This window comes from Prosthecochloris marina, assembly GCF_003182595.1.
In the GTDB taxonomy this organism is placed as follows: Bacteria; Bacteroidota; Chlorobiia; order Chlorobiales; family Chlorobiaceae; genus Prosthecochloris; species Prosthecochloris marina.
Genome location: NZ_PDNZ01000004.1, coordinates 77,743 through 100,178, shown reverse-complemented (window position 1 = coordinate 100,178; position 22,436 = coordinate 77,743). Strand labels below are relative to the sequence as shown.

The following is a 22,436-nucleotide window of genomic DNA, read 5'->3' as shown; positions in this document are numbered from 1 at the left end:
TTCACCCAAATGCTTGATAGCGTTAACATTTTGAAAAAAAACTGTTAAGAGAAAGGGCTTCCGCAATTGTTTCCTGCTTTGTACGCTTTTTCCCATGCCTTCTGTCTCCAGCCTGATAGTTGTCTCTCATTGTCGAGGTATCGTTTTATCCAGTCAAGAACTTTGACGGCGATGACAACCCAACTCTTGCGGAATTGTTGACAGTTTTTTCGGTTGATTGCTGTGAGCCCGGTTTGCAGTGATCGTGATGGAATAATCGAGAGCAAACCCGGAAATTTGTCTTACAGTTTGTCAAGAAGTGAGGAAATTGCCTGCTTGTAGGTTTCCGCCTTGGGGGGATTGAGCTGCATGAGGTCCGTATAGATTTTTATCGCCTTTTTATAGGCCCCTTGTTCCGTAAAGATAGTGGCAAGGCTTTCCGTCGGGACAGGTATGAATTCTTCATCCGAAAACGGTTGTTTTTGCTCGTTCATCGGGGTTGGGTCGCTGGTTTCGGATGCCTTCGGCGGTTCAAAATCAGCCAGAGCGATCGAAAGCTCTTCAAGTTCGGCAGTCAGCTCGTCGGAAGGTGCCTGCAGGAGGAGAAAATGTGCCTCGATTAATTCTTTCCAGGCCACTTCATTGTGCGGTACAATCCTGCAGCATGTTTTCAGCGAGTTTAGCGCTTCGCGAAAACGTTGAGTTCCCTTCAGGGCTCTACCGAGAAGGAGGTGGAATGTATAGGAACCCTGAAAGTTGTCGCGTTCAGCTTCGAGTTTTTTCATTCCCGCAGAATACTCGCCTCTTGAGAGGTCGAGGGAGACATCGGCAAAAAAAAGATGAGGATCGGTTACCATAGTATTCAGTTATCGAAAAGCAAAGAGTAAAGGGGGTGATCGATGATCGAAGGACTATTCCAAGTTTAGGTTATGGTACGGTTTTTTCCAAAGCAAACTGCAGCAATTTGTCGACAAGCTCGGTAAAACCAATGCCACTGTTTTCCATCAACATGGGGTACATACTGATGCCGGTGAATCCGGGGATTGTATTGATCTCGTTGAAAATGAGCCGGCCACTATCGTGTTCAATAAAAAAGTCGGCCCTGGCCATACCGCTGCAGCCAAGGGCTTTGTAGATTTTGATTGCCGATTCTTGCAGCGATGCATGGGTCTTTTGATCGATCTTGGCTGGAATATGAAGTTTTGCCGCGTTACCGATATACTTGTCTGTATAGTCATAAAAATCACCACCGGGTTCGATTTCACCAGCGCAGGATGCTATGGGGTTTTCGTTGCCGAGAAGAGCGACTTCGACTTCACGTCCGTTGACGGCTCTTTCTATGATGATTTTTTCATCAAGGCGGCAAGCTGCTTCGATGGCTTCCGGTAAGGTGTCCATATCATGGACTTTTGAAATGCCCACCGAGGAACCCAGAGTTGCCGGTTTCACAAAGAAGGGCGGCGAGAAATACTCCTCAACCATGGTGAGAATAGCGGAAGGATCAATGAGATAATCGTTGCTCGATGCGGTGATATATTCCGCAATGTTCAGTCCGGCCGCCGCCGCACAGATTTTTGTTACGGCTTTGTCCATGGTTATGGCCGAAGCCTGTACGCCACAACCGGTGTAAGGGATACCGAATATTTCAAGAAGGCCCTGAACCTTTCCGTCTTCGCCGTATGTTCCGTGCAGAACAGGAAACGCTACATCGATGCCTTTTTGCTGAAAATCAAATCTGAAAAGATCATTTTCACGGTTTTCCGTCATGTTGCGCAGCTGATAACCGGTTTCCTCAAGAGAATGCTGTTTCAGCAAGCTGGACATATCGAGGTCAAGAATTTCCTGGGCGGTTCGGCCCATGAACCATTCACCGTTTTGTGAGATGTAGAGTGGATAAATGGTGTATTTCTGTTTATCGATATGTTCGGCAATAGCTTTTGCCGAAATAATCGAGATTTCGTGTTCTGGGGATTTTCCTCCGAAAAGAAGTGCTACTACGCGATCGGACATGTCTTGCTGATTTCTTTGGTTGATCGGGGCAAGGCTTTTCCTGCCTGAACCGGATGTTTGAATCTTACTTCTAAAGCATCGATAACTTACACATAACCTGTTGTTATTCAGTCGGATATGGTTGCAAGCTATAGGACTGTGAAAAAAAGAATGCTCATCTGACGTATGTTCGGCAATTGTGTAATGCTGACCATAATAAGTGGAATAGATAAAAGAATGGCCAAACTTCAAAAGTAAAAAATGAAAAAAGATGTTTTGGGATCAGATGGTTTATCTTCCGGCCAGGAGGCTGTGTTCGACAGCTATGCAACGGTTTTGTATGACTTCAAGTCCTGCCTGTTCTGCTTTGCGGGAAGCCGCATCATTGGTTATGCCAAGCTGCATCCAGATGACTTTCGCCCCGATCTCGATCGCCTGGTCGACAATCGGCTCGACGTCTTCCGATTTTCGAAAAATATCCACTATTTCAATAAGGTTTCTTTTTTCGGCGGGTATTTCGAGCAGGGAAGGGTAGCATGTGATGCCAAAAACACTGTTCAGGTTGGGGTTGACAGGATAAATTGTGTACCCGGCGTGGATAAGATATTTTGTTACGTTGCGGCTGGGTTTTCCGCGTTTTTCGGAAACGCCGATAACGGCAACGTGCTTATAGACTTCAAGTATTTCCCTGATAGTCATATGGTCGTGTTTATCTACATGATGGATGGGTCACTGGAAATATAACGATTCAGGGTAAAGTCTGTCAGCCGAAACTGGAAAAAAGCTCTCGAAGACAAGCAAGAACAAGGGAAACTTACAGGTACGGGTGCGTGTTAGAATTTTTATAGGTGTAAGAGAGAAAAAAGCATTGAGGGAGGTGCGGTTATGGCAAACGGTCGTTTTTGTTTTTACCTGTTCATAGTGATTTTTCTTTCAGGGTGTTCGGCTTTTTCGGTAGTGTCGGATTATGATCAGAAGTATGATTTCAAGTCTTTTCAGAACTACAGATGGCCGGTGGAAAGCGAAGGGATAAGAAAAGGGGATGTGCTTGTTGAAAATCCGCTGGTGTACAAGAGAGTACAGGCTGCCGTCAATGAGCAGCTTCGTGCTAAAGGTTTCAGGCTTACAGGTTCTGAAAATGCGGATTTTATCGTTTATACCCATGCCGGTGTGAAGAAGCAGAAAACCTACCACAATAGCTTCGGCGTCGGGGTTCCCTATGGCCCTTATCGATGGTATACGCCTTGGTGGGGGCCTTATGGAGGATATACTTTTGTCAGCTACTATGATGAAGGTTCTTTGGTTATCGATATTATCGATGCTCGGACAAAAGAGCTGGTTTGGCGTGGTGTGGCGACAAGGATTGTTCGGGACTACCGCAATGCTGAGGATATGCAGCGCGATATCAATGAAGCGGTGGCTAAAATTCTTGAAAATTTCCCGCCTGGAGCAGAACCGGAGATGAAGTAAGCGTTCCGGTGACGGGTAGCAGGAAATGGGCGGGATCAGAAGAGGGTTGTGATTTCACGTTCATCGAGTATTTGTACGTCGACCGCAAGTATTTTCGATACTGACGTTATCATGGCATTGCTGATCGTCATGAAATCGGGAATACTGCCGGTTATTTCATACAATGAGGTTGTTTTGCTGTTGAGGTCTCGGGTGATGTTGGACAGGATCTCTCTGTCCCGGCAACGAAGGAGTTTTCCGATCATTTTATGCTTTGTGGAAAGGAGCAGTGAGCCATGCTGCAGAATGGCCCTGTCCGATCGTCTTTGCGCAGAACCTACAAGTTTTCGCCCGTCCACATGGAGTTCGTTTCGGGCTGATGCCGTGAAGCAGCTTACCGATTCTGCAGAGCTATAGCGTTTTCTCATGTCAGGGGTTGTGCGGCAGAATGCAGCTTTGACTCCCAGGATCATAAGGGTTTCGAGAAGAACTTCATGAACCATTTCATAGATTGCCGCATTGCTCCTGCTGGTTTCGGCGCAGAACGCGTAGGTGAACTCGTCGATATGAAGCACCGCTCTGCCGCCTGTCGGTCGTTTGACAATGTCTATATGTTTCGCTCGACAAGACTCCTCGTCAATTTCAGAGGGGTTTTGTCCATATCCGAGAGAAAGCGCTGGAGGATTCCATGCATAAAAACGCCACAGCATACTTTCCTTGCCGAACTCCTTCTGAAATTTGCTGGTTCTGAACAGTTCCAGGAGCTGTGTGTCAAAATCCATATTCCATGACCCCTCACGGGCTCCTGTAGATACAGCGTAGACTGGGGAGTGTGAACGTTTCATGGCATAGGTTTTTCTTCCGAAAGGATGATGGTCTTAAGAAATCAGGATAGCATATGCATGCCATATTCCAAACCGGTTTAAGATAAAGCTGAAGATATTTTTTATGGGACCTTTTGGGCATGTTCTTTTTATTATTTTGGGCTGTCAGGATAACAACTTTAAAGGAATACCAATGAGTAACAGAGAAATCGTCAAAAAACTTCCGCATGTAACAACCCGAAGGCTTCTTGAGATGAAGGAGCAGGGAGAAAAGATTGCCATGCTTACGGCATACGATTATACGACAGCCAGAATTCTTGACCGTTCGGGTGTTGACGTCATTCTTGTAGGTGACTCGGCCAGCAATGTTTTCTCCGGGCACGATACGACGTTGCCGATTACCATTGAAGAAATGATCTACCATACCAAGGCGGTTGTCCGTGGCGTACAGGCAGAAACCAGTAGGGCGATGGTGGTGATCGACATGCCTTTCATGAGTTATCAGCTTTCAAGTGAAGAAGCGTTGCGCAATGCGGGCAAGATCATGAAAGACAATGAGTGCGATGCCGTGAAAATGGAAGGCGGAAAGGTCATTGTTGATACGGTAAAACGGATAACCGATGTCGGTATTCCTGTCATGGGCCATCTTGGTTTGACACCACAGTCTATTTATAGATTTGGCAGTTATAAAGTGAGGGCACGTGAAAAAACGGAGGCGGAAGAGCTGCTTCGTGATGCAAAACTTCTTGAAGAGGCTGGCGCTTTTGCGCTGGTGCTTGAAAAAATTCCTGCCAACCTTGCTGCTGAGGTAACCCGGTCGATATCCATACCGACAATCGGGATCGGAGCGGGTCAGATATGCGATGGACAGGTGTTGGTTATCAATGATATGCTTGGACTGAATACGGAGTTTCATCCGCGCTTTGTCAGGAAATATGCTGATCTTGACAACATTATTCATGATGCAGTCAGCCGGTATGTCGATGATGTCAGGAACGGGCAGTTCCCTTTAGAAGAGGAAAGTTATTAAGCGGTTGTAAATGATATGCACAAGAGCGTTCTTTATGTTACACAATATGAGGTCGCTTTGCCATGAACTATGAGAAACGATAAGAAAAAGGACAACTTCCGAGAACGAAGAACGGGACTGCCTTTTGTTTTCCGCTCGTTTATTCCTTCTGTGTTGACTGTGATGAACATGGTCTGTGGATATGTGGCCATTGTCATGTCCGGGTCGGACCGGTTTGTTGTTGCCGGGTGGGTTATCGTTCTTGCGGCTTTGTTCGATGTTGCCGATGGATTTGTTGCAAGAATGACCGATACGGCATCGAGGTTCGGCATCGAGCTTGATTCTCTTTCCGATCTCGTTTCTTTCGGAGTTGCCCCGGCGTACTTGGTTTATAAGTTCGGGTTGGAAGATATCGGGGCTGTAAAAGGTGTAATTCTCAGTTCGATGCTTGTTGTGGGAAGTGGGCTGAGGCTTGCAAGATTTAATGCAGGTGTGCCCGGTTACCGTAAAGACTTTTTTTCCGGACTTCCAACTCCTGCCCAGGCTCTGACGGTTGCCAGTTTTGTACTCTGGATGGATGCCGAGAGCTTTCTGGACCGCTATCAGCTTCAGAATGCGTTGTCGCTGCTAACTGTTGTTCTTGCCTTTCTTATGGTCAGCAGGGTAAATTACGACGCTTTTCCTGAGCCGACGCTCGAAACCGTCAGAGAAAAACCCCTTCAAATGTTTTTTTACCTGACAGTGTTCTTTTGTGTGCTTATCTATCAGGCAAAGGCTTTATTTCTGGCCATGTTATTGTATATTCTGCTGGGCGTTCTGAGATCACTGTCTCTTTTTTTCAGGCAGATTGTTTTGCAGAGATGAACAAAAGGATTTTTTCTACACAAAACTGAAAAGGAAAAAGAAAAGAATTATGGCGTACAAGGCAAAAATCAGGGTTACTCTCCGGCCTTCGATCCTGGATGTACAGGGAAAAGCTGTACAGCATGCCCTTGAGAATCTCGGATACTCTACGATTGATTCTGCAAGAATCGGTAAGTACATAGAGGCTACGATCAACGAAGAGGATCATGTCGAGGCAGAACGCATCGGCGATGAGATTTGTCGGAAACTTTTAGCCAACCCTGTAATGGAAGACTATTCGATTGAACTGGAAAAAATCAATTAAAGTAATTCAAGAATGGATACTGTTACCATAGGCATTGTTGTTTTTCCCGGTTCAAATTGTGATCATGATACTGAATTTGCAGCTGCGTCCTTTTCGAAAACTACAACCAGAATGCTATGGCATAAGGAGCATGACTTACAGGGAAGCGATGTCGTTATTTTGCCTGGGGGATTTTCTTACGGAGATTATCTCAGGGCTGGGTCGATAGCGAAGTTTTCACCTATTATGCAGGAAGTTGTGGCTTTTGCCCGCAAGGGTCATCCTGTGCTCGGTATCTGTAACGGTTTTCAGGTGCTTCTCGAGTGCGGTCTTCTCGAGGGGGCTCTGTCGAGAAATCGTGACAAAAAGTTTATCTGTCGTCATATGCATGTAAAGGTTGAAAACAACCGAACCATGTTTACCTCGCTCTATAATGAAAGCGAAGTGCTCAATCTTCCTGTTGCTCACGGCGAGGGAAATTACTATGCTCCCAAAGAGATGATAGATAGTCTCGAAGAACATGACCAGATTGTGTTCAGATACAGTGACGCAGAAGGGAGCATAACTGAAGAGGCTAATCTCAATGGCTCTGTTTCGGCGATAGCCGGTATTTCCAACAGGGAGAAAAACGTTCTCGGTCTCATGCCTCATCCGGAAAGAGCAAGTGAGCCACTACTTGGATCGAACGATGGTTCAAGAATGTTCGAAGGGCTGATCGAGCATGTTCTTGATTGATTTTTCTTGTTTCTTCTGACACTTCTTTCATTGTTGATTGGTGAAAAGGCAAAACACTAAACATTGCAGTGCAGATGACCCCCTTGAAAAACCGTTTTGCTCAATTTGAAAAGAGCACTCGAGGCTTCTGGGGCGTTCAAAAAAAAACACTGTTCTCCTGGCTTCTGTTTGATTTTGCCAATACGTCATTCAGTGTCATGATGGTGACGTTTGCCTTTCCTCTTTACTTTAAAAATGTCATATGCGAAGGTGAGCCCCGCGGAGACGCATTGTGGGGGGCGAGTCTTGGTATTTCAATGTTGATCGTCGCCGTTATCTCACCGGTACTGGGTGCCGCTGCCGATTTTTCCGGGAGAAGAAAGCGGTTTCTGTTTGTTTTTACTCTCTTTTCTGTCGTGGCTACAGCATTGCTTGGTTTAACAGGTCCCGGTATGGTGGTTATCGCTGTCGTTCTCTTTGTTGTAGCAAATGCGGGTTTTGAGGGTGGCCTTGTGTTTTACGATGCCTACCTTCCTGAGATAGCTTCAGAGCGAAGCATTGGAAGGGTGTCGGGATATGGTTTTGCCATGGGATATCTTGGGGCGCTGGCGATTCTTCTGCTTTTGTTTCCTTTACTCAAGGAGGGAATTGTCATCGAGAATATGCAGAATGTCACCTTGAGTTTTTTTCTTGTAGCTCTTTTCTTCGCTGTTTTTGCAGCCCCTCTCTTTTTTGTGTTGCGGGATGAGAAAAAAACAGCCGTCAATATGCATTTCGTGGGTCGATCCATCCGTGAGGTCAAATACACCATATCGCATATCATGAGTTACCCTGATCTCGCTCGTTTCCTTCTTGCATTTTTCTTTTACAACGATGCAATTCTGACAATTATCGGTTTTTCATCGATTTATGCACAGAATACGCTTGGTTTCACCTCCGGTGAGCTGATCATTTTCTTTATGGTGGTTCAGACAACGGCGATCTTTGGTTCAGTTATTTTCGGAGTGATTACCGATAAAATAGGTCCGAAAAGGACTATTGTACTGACGCTTATTATCTGGTGTGTGGTAATCATGATGGCGATTGCAACCACGGACAAACTGTTTTTCTATTACACGGGACTGCTTGCAGGCATGTCGATGGGGTCTTCAAAAGCAGCCTCCCGCTCCATGATGGCGAGGCTTACGCCTCCCAAGCATGTAACCGAGTTTTTCGGTTTCTATGACGGCACATTCGGAAAAGCTTCGGCAATTGCAGGACCGGTTATTTTCGGAGTGATTTCTTCTCTTGCGGGTGACCAGAGAATCGCTCTTGCCTCGCTTTTGCTCTTTTTTGTCATCGGGCTTTTTCTCATACTCGGTGTACGTTCCCGTGCAGCGTATGCCAATGATGCCGCTATGGTGGATGGAGGGGATTATTTATAAAAATAGTTAGATTTATACACCTGCACAGAATGATTCTGCATAGGTATCATGAAGGATCATATCGAGTAACAGCATAACCGGTTTGAGCTGCACTGTCGTTTTGAAACGCTAAACATGGTTGCGCGCTATCACCATAGGGGCAACGGCTGGCGTATGGAAACAATTGATAAAAACATGAGCGGTTTTCTGGCGGAAAAAGCGATGAAATCCTTGAGCTTTTTTCGTTCTTTTCTGCCTTTTATGTGGAAGAACTTCATGCAGGATAGGATTTTGTTGAGTGCAGGTTCTCTTGCTTTTCAGTCTCTCCTGTCACTTGTCCCGCTTATGGCTGTAGTGCTGTCTGTTTTGAGTGTTTCCCCGGTTTTCGAGAACTTTCAGCGCTATGTCGAAGACTTTATTCTGCAAAACTTTGTTCCTGCTTCCGGTGAATTGCTCAAGGAGTATTTTTGGGAATTTCTCAGTAAGACTTCGACTGTACCGACTGTCGGTGGTATTTTTCTTTTTATCATAGCTCTGTTTCTTATATCGACGGTTGACCATACCATCAACCAGATCTGGAACGTGCACGCTCCCAGAAAAATCCTGCAGGGCTTTACCCTGTATTGGACCGTGCTTACTCTCGGGCCGATTATCATAGGCAGTGGTTTGGTGGCAAGCTCCTATGTCTGGTATACGGTTTTTACCGAAGGTCCCTTGCTTGAAATGAGAACGCGAATTCTCTCCTATCTTCCATTACTCAACTCTTTTCTTGCTTTTTTTCTGCTTTATATGCTTGTCCCTAACCACAGGGTGAAGTTTCTGCATGCTGTTGCGGGTGCTTTTATCGCGACACTTCTGTTTGAGCTTTCCAAAAAATGGTTTTCGTTTTATGTGACGACGTTTGCCACGTTCGAGCATATTTACGGCGCATTGTCAGTGATTCCCCTGCTTTTTTTCTGGATATATCTTATCTGGGTCGTCGCGCTTTCAGGAGCTGAGTTTGTCTATTGCCTCGGTGCGATGCGGCCTGTTGTAAAGGCAAAGTCGGAATTCAAACCCCTGAAAGGCATACAAAATGTCATTTCCGTCATGGCGCACATATGGCAGGGACAGCAGTCCGGCGAGTATATCAGTCTTAAAAAAGATGCTACTGTCGGTGATGGTATTAAAGGCCGAAAGCTGCGGGACATTGTAGATGTTCTCATGGAAAACAATTTTATTCATGTAACCGCAGATGGAAAACTTGCTTTAAGTGTCGATATACATGAAACTACACTGTATGATCTTTACCGGGTTATTCAGCATGAGGTAGCTGGAGAGCATGCATACGACAACGGGGATAGCGAATACAGCGCTTCGCTTGCTCGGCTTGAAAAGCGCATTCTGCATTGTCTTGAACAAAATATGAGCGAGCCTCTCGCAACGTTCATGAACAGGGATGGCGGAGCTGTAGTTGACGAAGTCGATAAGGAATAACATAATGGTTTTTTTTCGTGCGGTGTTTACTCTGTTTGATCGATATTACACTATGTTAGTGGATAGAAAATGGGGAGCGGCGTTCTACAAAATTCCGGAGCTTGGTGTTATATTCCATTTTGCCTATGCTCCGAACCATTCAAACACAATATGAAACACTCGATGTAAGTATGAGTTATCAGGTAATAGCCCGCAAATACAGGCCTAAAAAGTTTGCCGAGATTACGGCTCAGGAACATATTACACGTACCATCCAGAACTCCCTGCGTCTTGGCAGAGTTGGACATGGCTATATTTTTTCAGGTTTGCGCGGCGTAGGGAAGACAACTGCGGCAAGGGTCTTTGCCAAAGCGGTCAATTGCAGCAGGATGATCGAGGATCCGGTCTATCTCAAGGAAGTGACCGAGCCCTGTGGAGAATGTGAGAGTTGTCGGGATTTTGAACAAGGCACCAGTCTCAATATTTCGGAGTTCGACGCAGCTTCCAACAACAGTGTCGATGATATCAGATTGCTCAGAGAAAATGTCCGTTACGGACCGCAGAAGGGAAGGTACAGGGTTTATATTATCGACGAGGTCCATATGCTCTCGACAGCGGCCTTCAATGCGTTTCTGAAAACCCTCGAGGAACCTCCTGCTCATGCTATTTTCATTTTTGCGACAACTGAGCTGCATAAGATTCCCCCGACGATCGCTTCACGCTGCCAACGCTTTAACTTCAAGAGGATTCCTCTTGAAGAAATAGAAAAACAGTTACGCGGCATCTGTGAAGCTGAGCGCATCGATATTGACAGCGATGCCCTGCAGCTTGTCGGGCGAAAAGCGCAGGGGTCTATGCGTGACGCCCAGAGCATTCTTGATCAGGTTATAGCTTTTGCTATCGAGCAGGATGAAGAGCGCAGCATTCATTATGACAAGGTTGCGGAACTCCTAAACTATATCGACGATGATCAGTTTTTCGAAGTAACAGCGGCAGCTGCCGAAGGCAATCCGGCAAAAATGCTCGATGTTGCCAGGTTTGTTATCGATAACGGTTATGATGAGCAGGACTTTCTTGAAAAACTCATCGAACATCTTAGGAACTTTCTCATAGTCTATAACCTGCGTTCAACCAGATTGATCGAACGCCCTGAGCCTGTCAAGGAGCGTTATCAGCGTGATGCTGCCTGCTTTACACCTCAGGTTATCATGCAGATGATCGACTTGCTGCTTCAGGCACAGAAAGAACTCAAGTTTCAGTTTGAATATCAGTTCCGCTTCGAGCTCGTTCTGCTCAAACTCGTAGAGGTGGCCCATCCCGTTGGAACGGCACTGCCTGCAGCACCTTCGGAACGTGTAGCGGAAAAAAAAAAGCCCATGATCGGGTAGTAGGCTCGGATACCCCTGTGACGAAAGAGCCTCGGCCTGAACAAGTTTCTTTACCGGTCTCCAAGCCTGCATCTTCCCCGCCGGTCGATTCTCCTGCAACTGTTGACTTTTCTTCATGGCAAGACAAATTCTCGAAATTCGCCAAAAGTGAAAAGCGCCGTTCTTTGCCGGCGGTTCAGGAAGTTTCCGACGGTCGGCAAGGTATCTCGAAACCATTTGACGGAGTGGCGGAAGTACAGAAGTTCAGGGTTGAGTGGAAACAGTTTCTCGATGTTCTGTTGAAAAAAAATTACAAGGTTATCGTTACGCATCTTCGTTCCTGCGAGTTGGCCTCATTTTCTCATGGTGTTCTTCACATGAGTTGTTTTAAACGGTTTTCCTATGAGGAACTGCTGCATGACGCCAGCCTTCTGGCTCGTGAGCTGGAAGAGTTTTACGGCTTGGCGGTAAAACTGCATATCAGTTATGATGAAGAAAAAGATACAGGTAAGGAGCAAACCATATTTACCCTTTTCAGGGAACTTTCCGAAAGCAATGAAATTGTGAAGTTTCTTGTCAGGGAGTTCGGCGGAGAGCTTGTCTATTAAGCGCCAAACAGAAGGCTTCCATATTCCTTAAAAATTCATCATATTCAGGTCTTTTCAATTTGTCAACAATGTTCTACCCATTACCATGAGTGCAGCTGCAGGAACTAGGGATGATTTGCAGAACCGTTTTCGTACGCATTATTGCGGACGTTTACAGACAGAATTCGAAAACCAGACGGTAACGATCGCCGGATGGATTCATAGAAAACGAGATCACGGAGGATTGATTTTTATCGATCTGAGAGATCATACCGGTATTTGTCAGCTGATCGTTCAGCCGGAAAAAGAGGCGTTGTTCAGTGAGGCCGAAAAACTGCATGCCGAATCGGTTATCTGTGTTAGCGGTGTCGTGGTCCGTCGTTCCGAAGAAACGATAAATCCCCGTCTTGCTTCCGGTGAAATCGAAGTTATTGTCGATGGTATCAGTGTTGAAAGCGATGCGGTTCCACTGCCTTTTCCGGTTGCCGATGCATTACAAACATCGGAAGAGCTCCGCCTGAAATATCGTTTTCTTGATCTGCGCCGGGAGAAAATTCATGAAAATATCAAGTTTCGCAGCAAACTGATCAGTGAGGTAAGGTGTTATCTCGAAGACCGTTCTTTTCAGGAGATACAGACACCGATACTTACCTCGAGTTCGCCGGAAGGTGCCAGAGACTTTCTGGTGCCCAGCCGCTTGCATCCCGGGAAGTTTTATGCTCTGCCCCAGGCCCCTCAGCAGTTCAAACAGTTGTTGATGGTGTCGGGATTCTCACGTTACTTCCAGATAGCTCCGTGCTTCCGCGACGAGGATGCCCGTGCGGATAGGAGTCCCGGTGAGTTCTACCAGATCGATATGGAGATGGCGTTTATTGAACAGGATGATCTTTTCGAGATTCTCGAGGGGATGTTTAAACACCTGACTGAAACCATGAGCGATAAGCGCATCACCCAGTTTCCATTCCCGAGAATCAGTTACCGTGACGTCATGAACCGTTACGGTTCCGACAAGCCCGATCTTCGCGTTCCGCTGGAATTACAGGATGTCACCGATCTTTTCGTCAAATCATCGTTCAAAGTCTTTGCAGGTAACACGAAGCAAGGCAGCTGTATCAAAGCTATGGTGCTCAAAGGGCGGGGCAATGAATCCCGGCAATTCTATGACAAGGCTGAGAGGAGAGCAAAAGAACTCGGTTCTGCGGGTCTTGCCTACATTCAGTACAAGGAAGAAGGACCGAAAGGACCGATTGTCAAGTTTCTTTCCGATGATGAAATGAACGAGCTGAAGGAGCGTTTGCAGCTCGAGACCGGCGATGTGGTATTCTTCGGTGCCGGTAAATGGGAGCGTACCTGCAAGATCATGGGTGGAATGCGGGAATATTTTTCCGGTTTGTTCGACCTCGACCGTAATGAGCTTTCTTTCTGTTGGATCGTTGATTTTCCAATGTATGAATTCGATGAGGCTACACAGAAAATCGAGTTCTCCCACAACCCGTTCTCGATGCCTCAGGGAGAAATGGAGGCGTTGGAAAGCATGGATCCACTCGATATCCTCGCTTATCAGTACGATATCGTCTGTAACGGTATTGAACTGTCCAGCGGTGCAATCAGAAACCATCGTCCCGATATCATGTACAAAGCGTTCGAGATTGCCGGGTACGAAAAAACCGAGGTGGACAAGCGGTTCGGTCATATGATCGAGGCTTTCAAAATGGGTGCTCCGCCCCATGGTGGTATCGCTCCCGGTCTCGATCGTCTGGTGATGATCCTGCGCGATGAGCAGAATATTCGCGAAGTGATCGCTTTTCCGATGAACCAGCAGGCCGAAGATCTCATGATGGCTGCTCCTGCCGAGGTTTCACCGCTCCAGCTCCGAGAGCTGAGCTTGAAGCTCGATCTGCCGAAAGAATGAGTTTCCAATCCCCCCGAAAGTCATGCCGCACTTGATGCGGCATCCATACTGACTTTCATTGAAAGATGTATCCCCGGGTCAAGCCCGGGGATGACGAGAGAGAAGAAGTCAAGTCATTCCGTGTAATCAACAACAAATATTACCCAAGGGAATGCGGTGTCCAGTCTCCCAAGAAAGTCATGCCGCACTTGATGCGGCATCCATACAGACTTTCATTGAAAGATGGATCTCCGGGTCAAGCCCGAGGATGACTACAGAAAGACTCATTGTAGGTCTAATGAGACAACCTCCATAGGTTTCCGGCAATAATTTCTTTATCAATAAGAAGTTGTGTAATTTAGCCGTATAAAAGATGTGTCGGGCCCATTGTTGTATGGAGGACATGTCTTTTTGAGCAGAAAGATTCAATTGGATCTGCCCCGGGTCGGTTGTATCGTTGTTTTCCTTTCTTGTCACGAATACGTGGATGCCCCCTTATGTTTTTTATACCGGCAGAGGGAGGCCGTTCCAATCCTGACATGTTTCTGCTAATGTTCCATGAGCTTTATGTTCATTTGTTTTTCAGGCAGGAAACCTTTAAACGAAGGAGGTGCAGTATGTTGAAGGATTTTTTTGAAGTCCGTTTACGCATTTCAGGGTTGTTATTATCGTTGCTGGTGTTGTTTCCCTCTTTTTCCTATGCGCTTGAGGAGGGCGGTTATGTTTGTCGAGAAGAAAACGGGGCGGTCAATGAAACATGGAATTTTCTCAAACATTTTTCTTACGATCAGTACTACTGGGCGGTGCCGGAAGTGTTTACTTCCTGGGATGCTACGTATGTCGACAACATGGATACAGCGTTTTTCAGTGGACACGGCGGCAATTTTTTAATCACAACGCTCAGAAATTGCTGTGATCCTGTGAATTTTGCCGGGGGTTCCGTTTCTCTCGGTGATCTCGACCTCGAGTTTTTAACTATCGATGCTTGCAGTGTTGTACCTTCTCCTATCGAGCGTGCTGATTGGTCAAGCGGTTGGTGGGACGTGTTTCACGGACTGCACCAAGTGCTGAGTTTCCGTACGACAGGATGGTATGACGGTCGGGTGGAGGATCAGTACGCGAAAAATCTGCTCTCCGGCCAGAAATACATAGATGCGTGGTTCAATGCGGCTAACTCAGTGCGTTCAGGAACCTATCCGGGTTACTGTGCCGTGATCTGGGCATACCCTCAAGACGGCTATACCGGTACCGGTAACGATACTTATTACAGTCAGGCTTCCGACCCTCCGTATAATCTGGGTATCATGGCCATTACCTATCAATATTAACCAACCGTGGAGGGTATCACAATGAGATGCAATCAGTCAGGTCTGCTTTTCAGGGTTTTTGTTATCGGCCTCGTTACCCTATGGGGCGGTTCTTTGTATGCAGCTGAAGTGGTTTTCAAAGCTGAGATTCCAAAACCACAAAAAACATCGGTTTACAAAATGGAGGAACTTCGCCTGAGTAAGGAAGAGGTGTATGATCGTTGTGCCGGGATTCTGAAGGTATCGGGGGTCGAATCATTTTCCGCGGATAAGTTCAAGCCGGTGGAAGATCGTTACGCAATGTTCGGTGACGATATCACTTGCAGCATGAATAAGAACGGAACCGAGTATTTCTATTCGGACTTTGCCGCCTTGAATCTTACCGGAAAGACCAGCCGTCTTTTTTCCGACGAAGAAGCAGTCAAGCTTTCCCGTGATTATCTGGAAAAAACAGGTTTAATGCCGGCCAACGAGAAAGAGCTGAAAATAGATCATGTCGGCGGAATCATGCAGATGCTGAGCAATGCGGAATCGCCCGAGAAGAAAGCGGTGGTTGTATATTTTTACCGTGAACTCGATGGTTTGAGGGTAAGGAATTTCGGCTCTTCCATTACGGTAACGCTTGCTGAAAACGAGGTTCCTGCCGGAGTACAATATCGCTGGCGTGAAGTTGCCTCCAGAAACAAGGTTGGTAAAAGGGGCTTTCTGGACGCCGAGGAAGTCAAAAAACTTGTCCGGGACGACATCAATCGTGTCTACGCGAAAGACGCTGAAGTGACCGTCGATAACATCGAGCTGGTGCTTTACGATAATGGCGGCGCTTATATCCAGCCGGCCTATCTTTACGAGGGAACGAGTCGTTCGTCGGCGGAAGGAGTGGCCGATATGCCTGTCGCCGGGTATGTCGCGGCACTGAGTAAAATGTATGAGCCGATACATCATCCTGCATATTCACCGCAACTGAAAAACCCGACGACTCGCCAAGTGATCCGCCATGATGAAAAAGATGACTGAACATTAGTATCGCGGAGTTGTTTTTCCTCAAATGATGGTGGAAACTCATTAAAACCGGCAATGCAGCTTGCACTCATGCTGCATTGCCGGTTTTGTCGTTTAACAGTGAATTTCCTGGCCGTTCCGTCCATTTAAAAAGACTATTGAACTAACGTCCCTGCGGGAAAACCGGCAGGAAAAGAAAACAGAGAAAAAACATTTTTTTGTTGTTTTTTTGCCGGAATTCTCTGAATTTACATCAGGTTCTCCGGAACAATCGAACAGTCATTTCTCAGTACCTCAGTACCCCCCAGTGCATCAAAGAAGTTTCCGGTCGGTTAAACCGTACCACAGCATAGGAGCATAAGTATGTGCTCTTTCAATGCTATTCCACGGCATTCCTGGATTTAGTGTCGCCCGGGATGCTTAAGCAAACAATGAACCTTTACCATGCAAAAAATACCTGAAAAAATACTGTCGTGGAAGTTCGAGTACGATACGGAGGCAAAGTTCCTGCAGGCGGTAAGTGCCAATGAAACATATACAGTCCCGATTGGGGCTTTGGTTGTTTTCCAGATGGTGATCACCGTAGACGACCAGCCTGCACAGGTGACCGAATCCAACTGGCAGGTCATAGGAACCCAGATTGTCGGCGGTTCTGTAATACAGACATTGCAAGCAGGTGCGGCAGAGATGCAGACCAATCCGAACATTCCCGGTGGTTACGGTGGAGATCCCTCATTGATGGGGACAGCCTGGGTCGATGAGGGTCCGATGAACATCACCATCACAGGAACCTTCGTTTTTCAAGGCTTTAGCTATCCTTTCGAGGCGAGCGGGCAGGCGATCGTCGTGGCACCGGTATTTTCCACAGAGGGTAGCGTGGTGGAAACAGCCGACCAGGTTCAATTGGACAATGATGTCTTGTCGATGCAGATGGCTACGCCTTATCCTTATGTGACCTACAGCTGTTCACCCGAGTTGGTTGGCGGAGATATCGGTTTTTTACAAACCGTTTACGGTTACCGGTACCGTGGAGTACAAAGGGGCGTTGCATCACAGCGAGGTGGATTCGACCATAATTTTATCGATGCCGTCGATGCTGATGATCTGTTCTATCATAAGGAGGCAGCGGAAGCGAATGGTGAGTTGAACACTCAGGACAATCCCGGGGTTGAACTGGTACATGAGGGTGGTTTTGTCTGGTATCGCATGGGCATGATGCCAGGAATTGAAAACTATACCCTGCTATTGGCCTATAAAGCTCCGGAAAACGAAGCGGTGGTCGAGAGCTACATTGTGATCAAAAATTACAATCAATGGTATTGGGCAGGGGAGGCCTATTACGATGATGAGGTTCCCGACGATCCCTGGACAGCGGATGCGAATAAAACGGATTACAGTGACAGGACAGCCTGGACTCCGAATATCTGGACTATGCCTCTGTGGGAAAACAATTCGGAGCAGGCTAAAGAGTGGCATGATTTATAAGCCTTCAGGTGTATGGTTCATATGGAGAAGAGAGGGCGGTGCGGTATCTGAAAGACGGGCTTTGTTGTAAGTGGAGTGTTGAAACCACTATAAAAATAACGTATCAGGTGAGATCTGGAAAGAATGAATATTTCAATCAAGGAGGAAAAAATGAAGCAGGTAAACGTTGTGCCGGAGATTGTGAAAGATCAGAGGGATTTTGCAACCCAACTGGCTGAAGCGAAGGATTTTTTTGCCGATGAAAACTTACCGGAATCCCCTCGTTATCTACTGGAAGACAACCCTTACGCAGATAAGGACGGTCTTGTCGAGTTTATTTTTGGAGCTCCACTGGAGGAAGATCCCGTTGTGATGGCAAATCTCGTCGAGCAGAAGAAATATCTGATTGCGATGACCTCTATTGTCACCGATTATGTAAACCGGTATGCAGAGGCATACGGGGAGGAGTATAAAACGGATGTAGAGTTGTGGACGCTGGCGATGTCGAAGATTCCCTTGATGGGTCCAAGCAAGATCGATGAACAAACATATTCGAGACATATCCGGGGGATTGAAATCGCCACGGATTTCATTGATTTCATCCTTGAAATCGTTGCCTCCGAAGGTAGCTCGGCGCTGGACAGCTTTTCAAAATTTCTGGAAAAGCAGGGCGATGCACTGCGGTTCGGAGTTGAAAACAACAAAGATTACTACAGGACGATAACGATCGGTGTCGCTTTGGAAGTCTTCAAAGTAGGCGAGCAAGTTGTTTACGTGCCGAAACTCAAGCAGTACAGAGTCAACTTCACTCGTGAAAATTCAAAGTTCTCCTCCGCATGTGTCAGCTATGAAATGGTCGATATTCATTTCGAGTACAGATATGCTGCGAATGTTTTCGACTACGAGGCTCTTGAGGACCCGGAGATCAAGAAAGATCTTGATGATTTCATTCAAAAGCAGCGAAAAGCGCAGATTGACGAAGCGTCAACTTTTTTTGACGATGATTTCCCTGTCAAGGATCAGGAAGTGTAACGAAGCCGTATATCGTGTCAGCGGGCATGAATTCACCACGATTCATGCCCGCTCTGACACCATTCGAATAAAGAACGGTCCAGCAAACGAAAATGCCTGTCCGAACAATGGGGCATATTCAGTGGCGTCACGGCAATCTGCCGTAATAACATTTGACAGTATCCACCTCGATCATCAATGCACAATAGTTGCACATAATGCAGCGGGAGGCTGTTTGCGTGCTTTCCTGAAACTTTCTGACGATATTCGGTTCTATAATGAACGGGCGGGACATGGAGAGGTAATCGGTTGATCCGTTTTCGAGTGCCGCTGATATGTCGGAGAGATCATGGAGTCCGCCGACAGAGATGACCGGGATCGATACAGCTTTTTTTATCGATTGTGCCGCTTCGAGATTATAACCGTGTAAAGGTTTGGGAGAGCGCATGGCGAATTGAATGAACGGGGCGGCAACGGTTTGCAGGAGCGTCGGCATGTCGTTGAACCTGAAGTTGCTTTTGAAGAGCGCCTCCATCGGAGGGTGTGGCCCTCTCATGATGGCGAGTCCGTCTTCAACCACTCCGGACGATATTTCTATGGCGTCACAACCGTGGAATTCAAGCAGGCGTGCGACCTCGACAGCTTCTTCGATGCGCATGCCTCTTTTTCTGTTATCGAAAGCATTGATTTTTGCCAGTACCGGAAAGTTGCCGGTTGTTTGCCGGATACGATTTAGAATTTCCGATACGATTCTGAATTTGTTAGCTGTTGATCCTCCCCATTTGTCCCGGCGACGATTGGTGTGATTCGAGAGAAACTGTGACAGCAGGTAACCATGTGCCATGTGAAGCTGTATGCCGTCGAAACCGGCTTTTTTTGCTCGTTCTGCAGCGGAAACAAAGCTGTCGATAATGGTTTCGATTTCCCGGTTGTTCAGCTCATGCGGTGTGTCTTCATTAAAGATAAAATCTGCAATGGGAGACGGGCCTACGGTTGGAAAGCCGGTTGCCGCAGATCTGGTCTGGCGTCCGCAGTGGGCGATCTGAAGAATGACAGGGGTCCCATGTTCATGAACCCTGTCGGTGAGTTTACGATAAGCGGGGATCAGTTCATCGTTATCAATCATCAGCATACGCAGCAAGCTGCTTTTACCGTCTTGCTGTACTCCGGCGTATCCGGTGATTATTGCTCCCGCCCCTCCTTTCGCCAATCTGACGTATAGTTTTTCAAGAGCTTCTGTCGGTGCGCCATGTTCATCGGCCATGCTTTCATGAGTGGCGGACCGGATGAAACGGTTCTTCAGAGCCATTCCTGCAATGGAGGAGGGTTCAAAAATGGACGGTTTCATATCATGCCAACTATGCTATTCTTTGACTGCCAGGATCTGGCGGGCATCATATTGAAAAATTGATTCGGGATTGACGCTGAGTTTTTCGAACTCGTCGGATACCTTTTCAGGGGTGTCCGGTGCAATCATTCCACGTTCGAGCAAAGAAGATGCTCCGCTCAGCAGGCATCGTTCCCACATATGAAGAAAATGTTTTCGCTCTCCACTGTCCGTCATTCGCTTGTCCATCATGACAGGTACCGGTATGAATGACCTGATGGTCATCTCCGCATCGACACATGCTGATGCGAGATGAAGCCCTATGTCGGGGTTTCCGCCGAGTTCGCTTTGCAACCTGTTGAACGCTGCCCAATAATCATTGATGGCAGGGCTGCGAGGATAAACGTATAGGGCCTGATTGACTACTTCGGTGCAATAAAACTTGCCGCCTGGTTTGAGTACCCGCTTTATTTCACGGATGACCGGTACGGGATCTGAAAGATGTTCGAAGACAAAGAAAATATACGCACCATCAAAGGTGTTGTCGTTAAAGGGTAAAAGGTCACCTGTAGCGATATACAGCTCGACCGTTCCTGTCTGTACTTCGTCAGGCAGGTTTGCCAGTGCCTGCTCCACTTGAGAAGTTTCACGGTCGACTCCGGTTATCATTGCAGGTTTGAAACGTCTGAGCATGCAACGGATCTGTGCGCCGACTCCACATCCTACCTCAAGGAGTGTGTCGCCCGGACCAAATGAAATTGTCGGATAAAGGTACTTTTCAAGAAAATCGGCTTGTTCGACAAGCCGCTGTCGTTCGGTATTGCTGTATGAATGAATGTAGGACATAAAGAATCGTGAAAAGAGACAGGAGACGGGTAATGAGAAATTCCGAAAAGCTTCTTGAATAAAAAAATAGCAAGAATCGGAAAGGTATCAAACCGTGGGAAGAGGGGGATAAAAAAAACAAGATGGAACTCGGTAGTGCAGGAAAACCATCAAACCGGTTTATAAATAAATCTCGGGCTTCAGTTTCTTCGTAAAACGGTGCATCATATAATTGGCTAACCATACCCAGTTGAGCGGTTTGCCTTTCATTCTCTGCATGATTGCCCGGCCTTTGTACACTTCTTGCTGCAGCTTGACAAAATTTTCCAGCAGTTTTTTGCCTCCCATTTTCGTCGGTTCGAACATGTAATGGTATGTATCGTACTTATTCCAGTCAAAGTGACGCAACCGTGATTTCATTTCATCAAAGTACGGAGTACCAGGAAACGGGGTGACGAGTGAGAATACCGGAAACTCGATCTTGTTTTCCATGATGAAGTCATAGGTAAGCTGGAAGCTCTCTTCGCTGTCATTATCGAAGCCGAACATGAAGTATCCCTGGATGGCAATGCCGTTCTTGTGAAGGTTGCTGACCACGTTCCCATAGTTGCTGAGTTTGTTGGATCCTTTATGGACGCTTTTGAGGGTTTCAGGGTTGAGCGATTCGAAGCCGATGCTCAGCAAATCGCAGCCGGAGCGTCCTGCAAGTTCGGCAACTTCCGGCTTGTGCAGGAAGTTCATTGAAATATTGGCGTTCCACCGGATACCGATTTTAGCCATTTCTTCGAGCAGTTCCAGGAAGTATTTCGGGCGGAAACTGATATTGTCGTCCATGAACGACAGGTTGACGTTTTTTTTGCCAAGTCTTTCCTGGTGGTACTTCATTTCTTCGATGACGAAGTCGATCTCCCGGAAACGGTAGTTTTTTCCGTAAATGGTCGGCGTCGTGCAGAAATTGCAGCCGACAGGGCAGCCTTTCGTGGCCAGGATTGGAATACGCGAGCTGTATTTTTTCGATTTTTTGGATTGCAATGCGTAACCGAAATCCGGGTGATGCATATTGGTCATTGACTTCAGCGTCGAAGCCTTGTAGACTTCTTTCATCGTGTCCTGCAGGATATCTGTCGCAAGTTCCGTCCAGACCGACTCGATCTCTCCATATACGACACTTGTACAGTGATCGCTGGCTTCGTCGCGCGCCATGGTCGGGTGCACGCCGCCGAGAATGACGATTTTTCCCTGTACTTTTGCAAGGTCGCCAATCGCATATGCTTTTGATGCATTGAGGGTTCTCGACGTAACGGCAACGACATCAAACTCTGAAAGATCATCAGGAACGGTGTCACCGAGCCGTTCGTCAATAAAGGTGATATCGAACAGTTCGCCAGCGAGGGTTGCAACCATGAGCAGGTTGAGCGGTATGCTGACAGTACCTGAGTCGACCATCATGCTGGTGTTGCTGACAGGCTGGACCAGCAGCCATTTCTTGCGGGATTTCTGTTCCGAGGCGAGCTGCTTGAGATGTTCTTCCGAGTATCTGGCGGATTCAGAGGAAAGGATGGTCTCAGGCTGATCGATCTGCATACCTACTGACATTACTGATGGTGTGAATTACAGCTGATTATGAATTACTAAGGTATGAAAAAAAATCAGAAAACCACGTACTCTAAAAATGGGCAAATGCCTGAA

Annotated in this window: 21 protein-coding genes; 14 read left to right on the top strand and 7 right to left on the bottom strand. The window is 46.9% G+C overall.

The features are described from left to right. Window positions 1–281 precede the first annotated feature (281 nt). From CR164_RS06555 to CR164_RS06545, 3 genes are all read right to left on the bottom strand, one after another. Complete coding sequence (locus CR164_RS06555) at window positions 282–836, bottom strand: tetratricopeptide repeat protein (RefSeq protein WP_110023140.1); 555 nt, start codon at window positions 834–836, stop codon at window positions 282–284. Window positions 837–906: 70 nt separating this feature from the next. Beyond that, window positions 907–1,989: a D-alanine--D-alanine ligase family protein gene (locus CR164_RS06550; protein ID WP_110023139.1), complete on the bottom strand. Its 1,083-nt coding sequence runs from the start codon at window positions 1,987–1,989 to the stop codon at window positions 907–909. 270 nt (window positions 1,990–2,259) lie between these two features. Next, on the bottom strand, window positions 2,260–2,667 hold the full coding sequence (locus tag CR164_RS06545; protein ID WP_110023138.1) for a CoA-binding protein: 408 nt from the start codon (window positions 2,665–2,667) through the stop codon (window positions 2,260–2,262). 186 nt (window positions 2,668–2,853) lie between these two features. On the opposite strand from CR164_RS06545, the gene CR164_RS06540 reads away from it, so the two are divergent. Then, window positions 2,854–3,438 (top strand): DUF4136 domain-containing protein, encoded by a 585-nt coding sequence (locus CR164_RS06540; protein WP_110023137.1) that lies wholly within the window; start codon window positions 2,854–2,856, stop codon window positions 3,436–3,438. A 35-nt stretch (window positions 3,439–3,473) separates the two neighbouring features. Here CR164_RS06540 and CR164_RS06535 read toward each other — a convergent pair whose 3' ends face one another. Continuing rightward, a complete protein-coding gene (locus CR164_RS06535) occupies window positions 3,474–4,262 on the bottom strand; it encodes a lipoate--protein ligase family protein (protein ID WP_110023136.1) in 789 nt (262 codons plus the stop codon). A gap of 172 nt (window positions 4,263–4,434) precedes the next feature. On the opposite strand from CR164_RS06535, the gene panB reads away from it, so the two are divergent. From panB to CR164_RS06465, 13 genes are all read left to right on the top strand, one after another. After that, window positions 4,435–5,271: a 3-methyl-2-oxobutanoate hydroxymethyltransferase gene (gene panB, locus CR164_RS06530; protein ID WP_110023341.1), complete on the top strand. Its 837-nt coding sequence runs from the start codon at window positions 4,435–4,437 to the stop codon at window positions 5,269–5,271. 69 nt (window positions 5,272–5,340) lie between these two features. Then, window positions 5,341–6,114, top strand: a complete 774-nt coding sequence (gene pssA, locus CR164_RS06525) for a CDP-diacylglycerol--serine O-phosphatidyltransferase (RefSeq protein ID WP_110023135.1) — start codon at window positions 5,341–5,343, stop codon at window positions 6,112–6,114. A gap of 49 nt (window positions 6,115–6,163) precedes the next feature. Next, window positions 6,164–6,418 (top strand): phosphoribosylformylglycinamidine synthase subunit PurS, encoded by a 255-nt coding sequence (purS, locus tag CR164_RS06520; protein WP_110023134.1) that lies wholly within the window; start codon window positions 6,164–6,166, stop codon window positions 6,416–6,418. 12 nt (window positions 6,419–6,430) lie between these two features. Beyond that, a complete protein-coding gene (purQ, locus tag CR164_RS06515; RefSeq protein ID WP_110023133.1) occupies window positions 6,431–7,132 on the top strand; it encodes a phosphoribosylformylglycinamidine synthase subunit PurQ in 702 nt (233 codons plus the stop codon). Window positions 7,133–7,206: 74 nt separating this feature from the next. Further along, entirely contained in the window at window positions 7,207–8,535 is a 1,329-nt protein-coding gene (locus CR164_RS06510) for an MFS transporter (protein WP_110023132.1), read from the top strand. A gap of 153 nt (window positions 8,536–8,688) precedes the next feature. Further along, window positions 8,689–9,990 (top strand): YihY family inner membrane protein, encoded by a 1,302-nt coding sequence (locus tag CR164_RS06505; protein ID WP_110023131.1) that lies wholly within the window; start codon window positions 8,689–8,691, stop codon window positions 9,988–9,990. Between the two features lie 170 nt (window positions 9,991–10,160). Continuing rightward, window positions 10,161–11,357: a DNA polymerase III subunit gamma/tau gene (gene dnaX / locus CR164_RS06500; RefSeq protein ID WP_110023130.1), complete on the top strand. Its 1,197-nt coding sequence runs from the start codon at window positions 10,161–10,163 to the stop codon at window positions 11,355–11,357. A gap of 17 nt (window positions 11,358–11,374) precedes the next feature. Then, window positions 11,375–11,944: a DNA polymerase III subunit gamma/tau gene (locus CR164_RS06495; RefSeq protein ID WP_193525191.1), complete on the top strand. Its 570-nt coding sequence runs from the start codon at window positions 11,375–11,377 to the stop codon at window positions 11,942–11,944. Between the two features lie 85 nt (window positions 11,945–12,029). Continuing rightward, complete coding sequence (gene aspS, locus CR164_RS06490) at window positions 12,030–13,835, top strand: aspartate--tRNA ligase (RefSeq protein ID WP_110023129.1); 1,806 nt, start codon at window positions 12,030–12,032, stop codon at window positions 13,833–13,835. A gap of 596 nt (window positions 13,836–14,431) precedes the next feature. Further along, a complete protein-coding gene (locus CR164_RS06480; protein ID WP_146204144.1) occupies window positions 14,432–15,142 on the top strand; it encodes a DUF6345 domain-containing protein in 711 nt (236 codons plus the stop codon). Window positions 15,143–15,163: 21 nt separating this feature from the next. Further along, window positions 15,164–16,135: a hypothetical protein gene (locus CR164_RS06475; protein WP_110023126.1), complete on the top strand. Its 972-nt coding sequence runs from the start codon at window positions 15,164–15,166 to the stop codon at window positions 16,133–16,135. 429 nt (window positions 16,136–16,564) lie between these two features. Next, entirely contained in the window at window positions 16,565–17,605 is a 1,041-nt protein-coding gene (locus CR164_RS06470; RefSeq protein WP_110023125.1) for a hypothetical protein, read from the top strand. Between the two features lie 150 nt (window positions 17,606–17,755). Continuing rightward, window positions 17,756–18,616: a hypothetical protein gene (locus CR164_RS06465; protein WP_204901795.1), complete on the top strand. Its 861-nt coding sequence runs from the start codon at window positions 17,756–17,758 to the stop codon at window positions 18,614–18,616. A 127-nt stretch (window positions 18,617–18,743) separates the two neighbouring features. On the opposite strand, the gene CR164_RS06460 is transcribed toward CR164_RS06465, so the two are convergent. The 3 genes from CR164_RS06460 to CR164_RS06450 form a co-directional block, all read right to left on the bottom strand. Beyond that, window positions 18,744–19,943: an NADH:flavin oxidoreductase gene (locus tag CR164_RS06460; protein WP_110023124.1), complete on the bottom strand. Its 1,200-nt coding sequence runs from the start codon at window positions 19,941–19,943 to the stop codon at window positions 18,744–18,746. A 15-nt stretch (window positions 19,944–19,958) separates the two neighbouring features. After that, window positions 19,959–20,768, bottom strand: coding sequence for a class I SAM-dependent methyltransferase (locus CR164_RS06455; protein ID WP_110023123.1), 810 nt, complete (start codon window positions 20,766–20,768; stop codon window positions 19,959–19,961). A gap of 159 nt (window positions 20,769–20,927) precedes the next feature. Next, complete coding sequence (locus CR164_RS06450) at window positions 20,928–22,331, bottom strand: B12-binding domain-containing radical SAM protein (protein ID WP_110023340.1); 1,404 nt, start codon at window positions 22,329–22,331, stop codon at window positions 20,928–20,930. Window positions 22,332–22,436: the final 105 nt, after the last annotated feature.

Coding starts and splice junctions, on each gene's coding strand:
- CR164_RS06555 (WP_110023140.1), bottom strand. CDS start 836: ATGGTAACCGATCCTCATCTTTTTTTTGCCGATGTCTCCCTCGACCTC.
- CR164_RS06550 (WP_110023139.1), bottom strand. CDS start 1,989: ATGTCCGATCGCGTAGTAGCACTTCTTTTCGGAGGAAAATCCCCAGAA.
- CR164_RS06545 (WP_110023138.1), bottom strand. CDS start 2,667: ATGACTATCAGGGAAATACTTGAAGTCTATAAGCACGTTGCCGTTATC.
- CR164_RS06540 (WP_110023137.1), top strand. CDS start 2,854: ATGGCAAACGGTCGTTTTTGTTTTTACCTGTTCATAGTGATTTTTCTT.
- CR164_RS06535 (WP_110023136.1), bottom strand. CDS start 4,262: ATGAAACGTTCACACTCCCCAGTCTACGCTGTATCTACAGGAGCCCGT.
- panB (WP_110023341.1), top strand. CDS start 4,435: ATGAGTAACAGAGAAATCGTCAAAAAACTTCCGCATGTAACAACCCGA.
- pssA (WP_110023135.1), top strand. CDS start 5,341: ATGAGAAACGATAAGAAAAAGGACAACTTCCGAGAACGAAGAACGGGA.
- purS (WP_110023134.1), top strand. CDS start 6,164: ATGGCGTACAAGGCAAAAATCAGGGTTACTCTCCGGCCTTCGATCCTG.
- purQ (WP_110023133.1), top strand. CDS start 6,431: ATGGATACTGTTACCATAGGCATTGTTGTTTTTCCCGGTTCAAATTGT.
- CR164_RS06510 (WP_110023132.1), top strand. CDS start 7,207: ATGACCCCCTTGAAAAACCGTTTTGCTCAATTTGAAAAGAGCACTCGA.
- CR164_RS06505 (WP_110023131.1), top strand. CDS start 8,689: ATGGAAACAATTGATAAAAACATGAGCGGTTTTCTGGCGGAAAAAGCG.
- dnaX (WP_110023130.1), top strand. CDS start 10,161: ATGAGTTATCAGGTAATAGCCCGCAAATACAGGCCTAAAAAGTTTGCC.
- aspS (WP_110023129.1), top strand. CDS start 12,030: ATGAGTGCAGCTGCAGGAACTAGGGATGATTTGCAGAACCGTTTTCGT.
- CR164_RS06480 (WP_146204144.1), top strand. CDS start 14,432: ATGTTGAAGGATTTTTTTGAAGTCCGTTTACGCATTTCAGGGTTGTTA.
- CR164_RS06475 (WP_110023126.1), top strand. CDS start 15,164: ATGAGATGCAATCAGTCAGGTCTGCTTTTCAGGGTTTTTGTTATCGGC.
- CR164_RS06470 (WP_110023125.1), top strand. CDS start 16,565: ATGCAAAAAATACCTGAAAAAATACTGTCGTGGAAGTTCGAGTACGAT.
- CR164_RS06465 (WP_204901795.1), top strand. CDS start 17,756: ATGAAGCAGGTAAACGTTGTGCCGGAGATTGTGAAAGATCAGAGGGAT.
- CR164_RS06460 (WP_110023124.1), bottom strand. CDS start 19,943: ATGAAACCGTCCATTTTTGAACCCTCCTCCATTGCAGGAATGGCTCTG.
- CR164_RS06455 (WP_110023123.1), bottom strand. CDS start 20,768: ATGTCCTACATTCATTCATACAGCAATACCGAACGACAGCGGCTTGTC.
- CR164_RS06450 (WP_110023340.1), bottom strand. CDS start 22,331: ATGCAGATCGATCAGCCTGAGACCATCCTTTCCTCTGAATCCGCCAGA.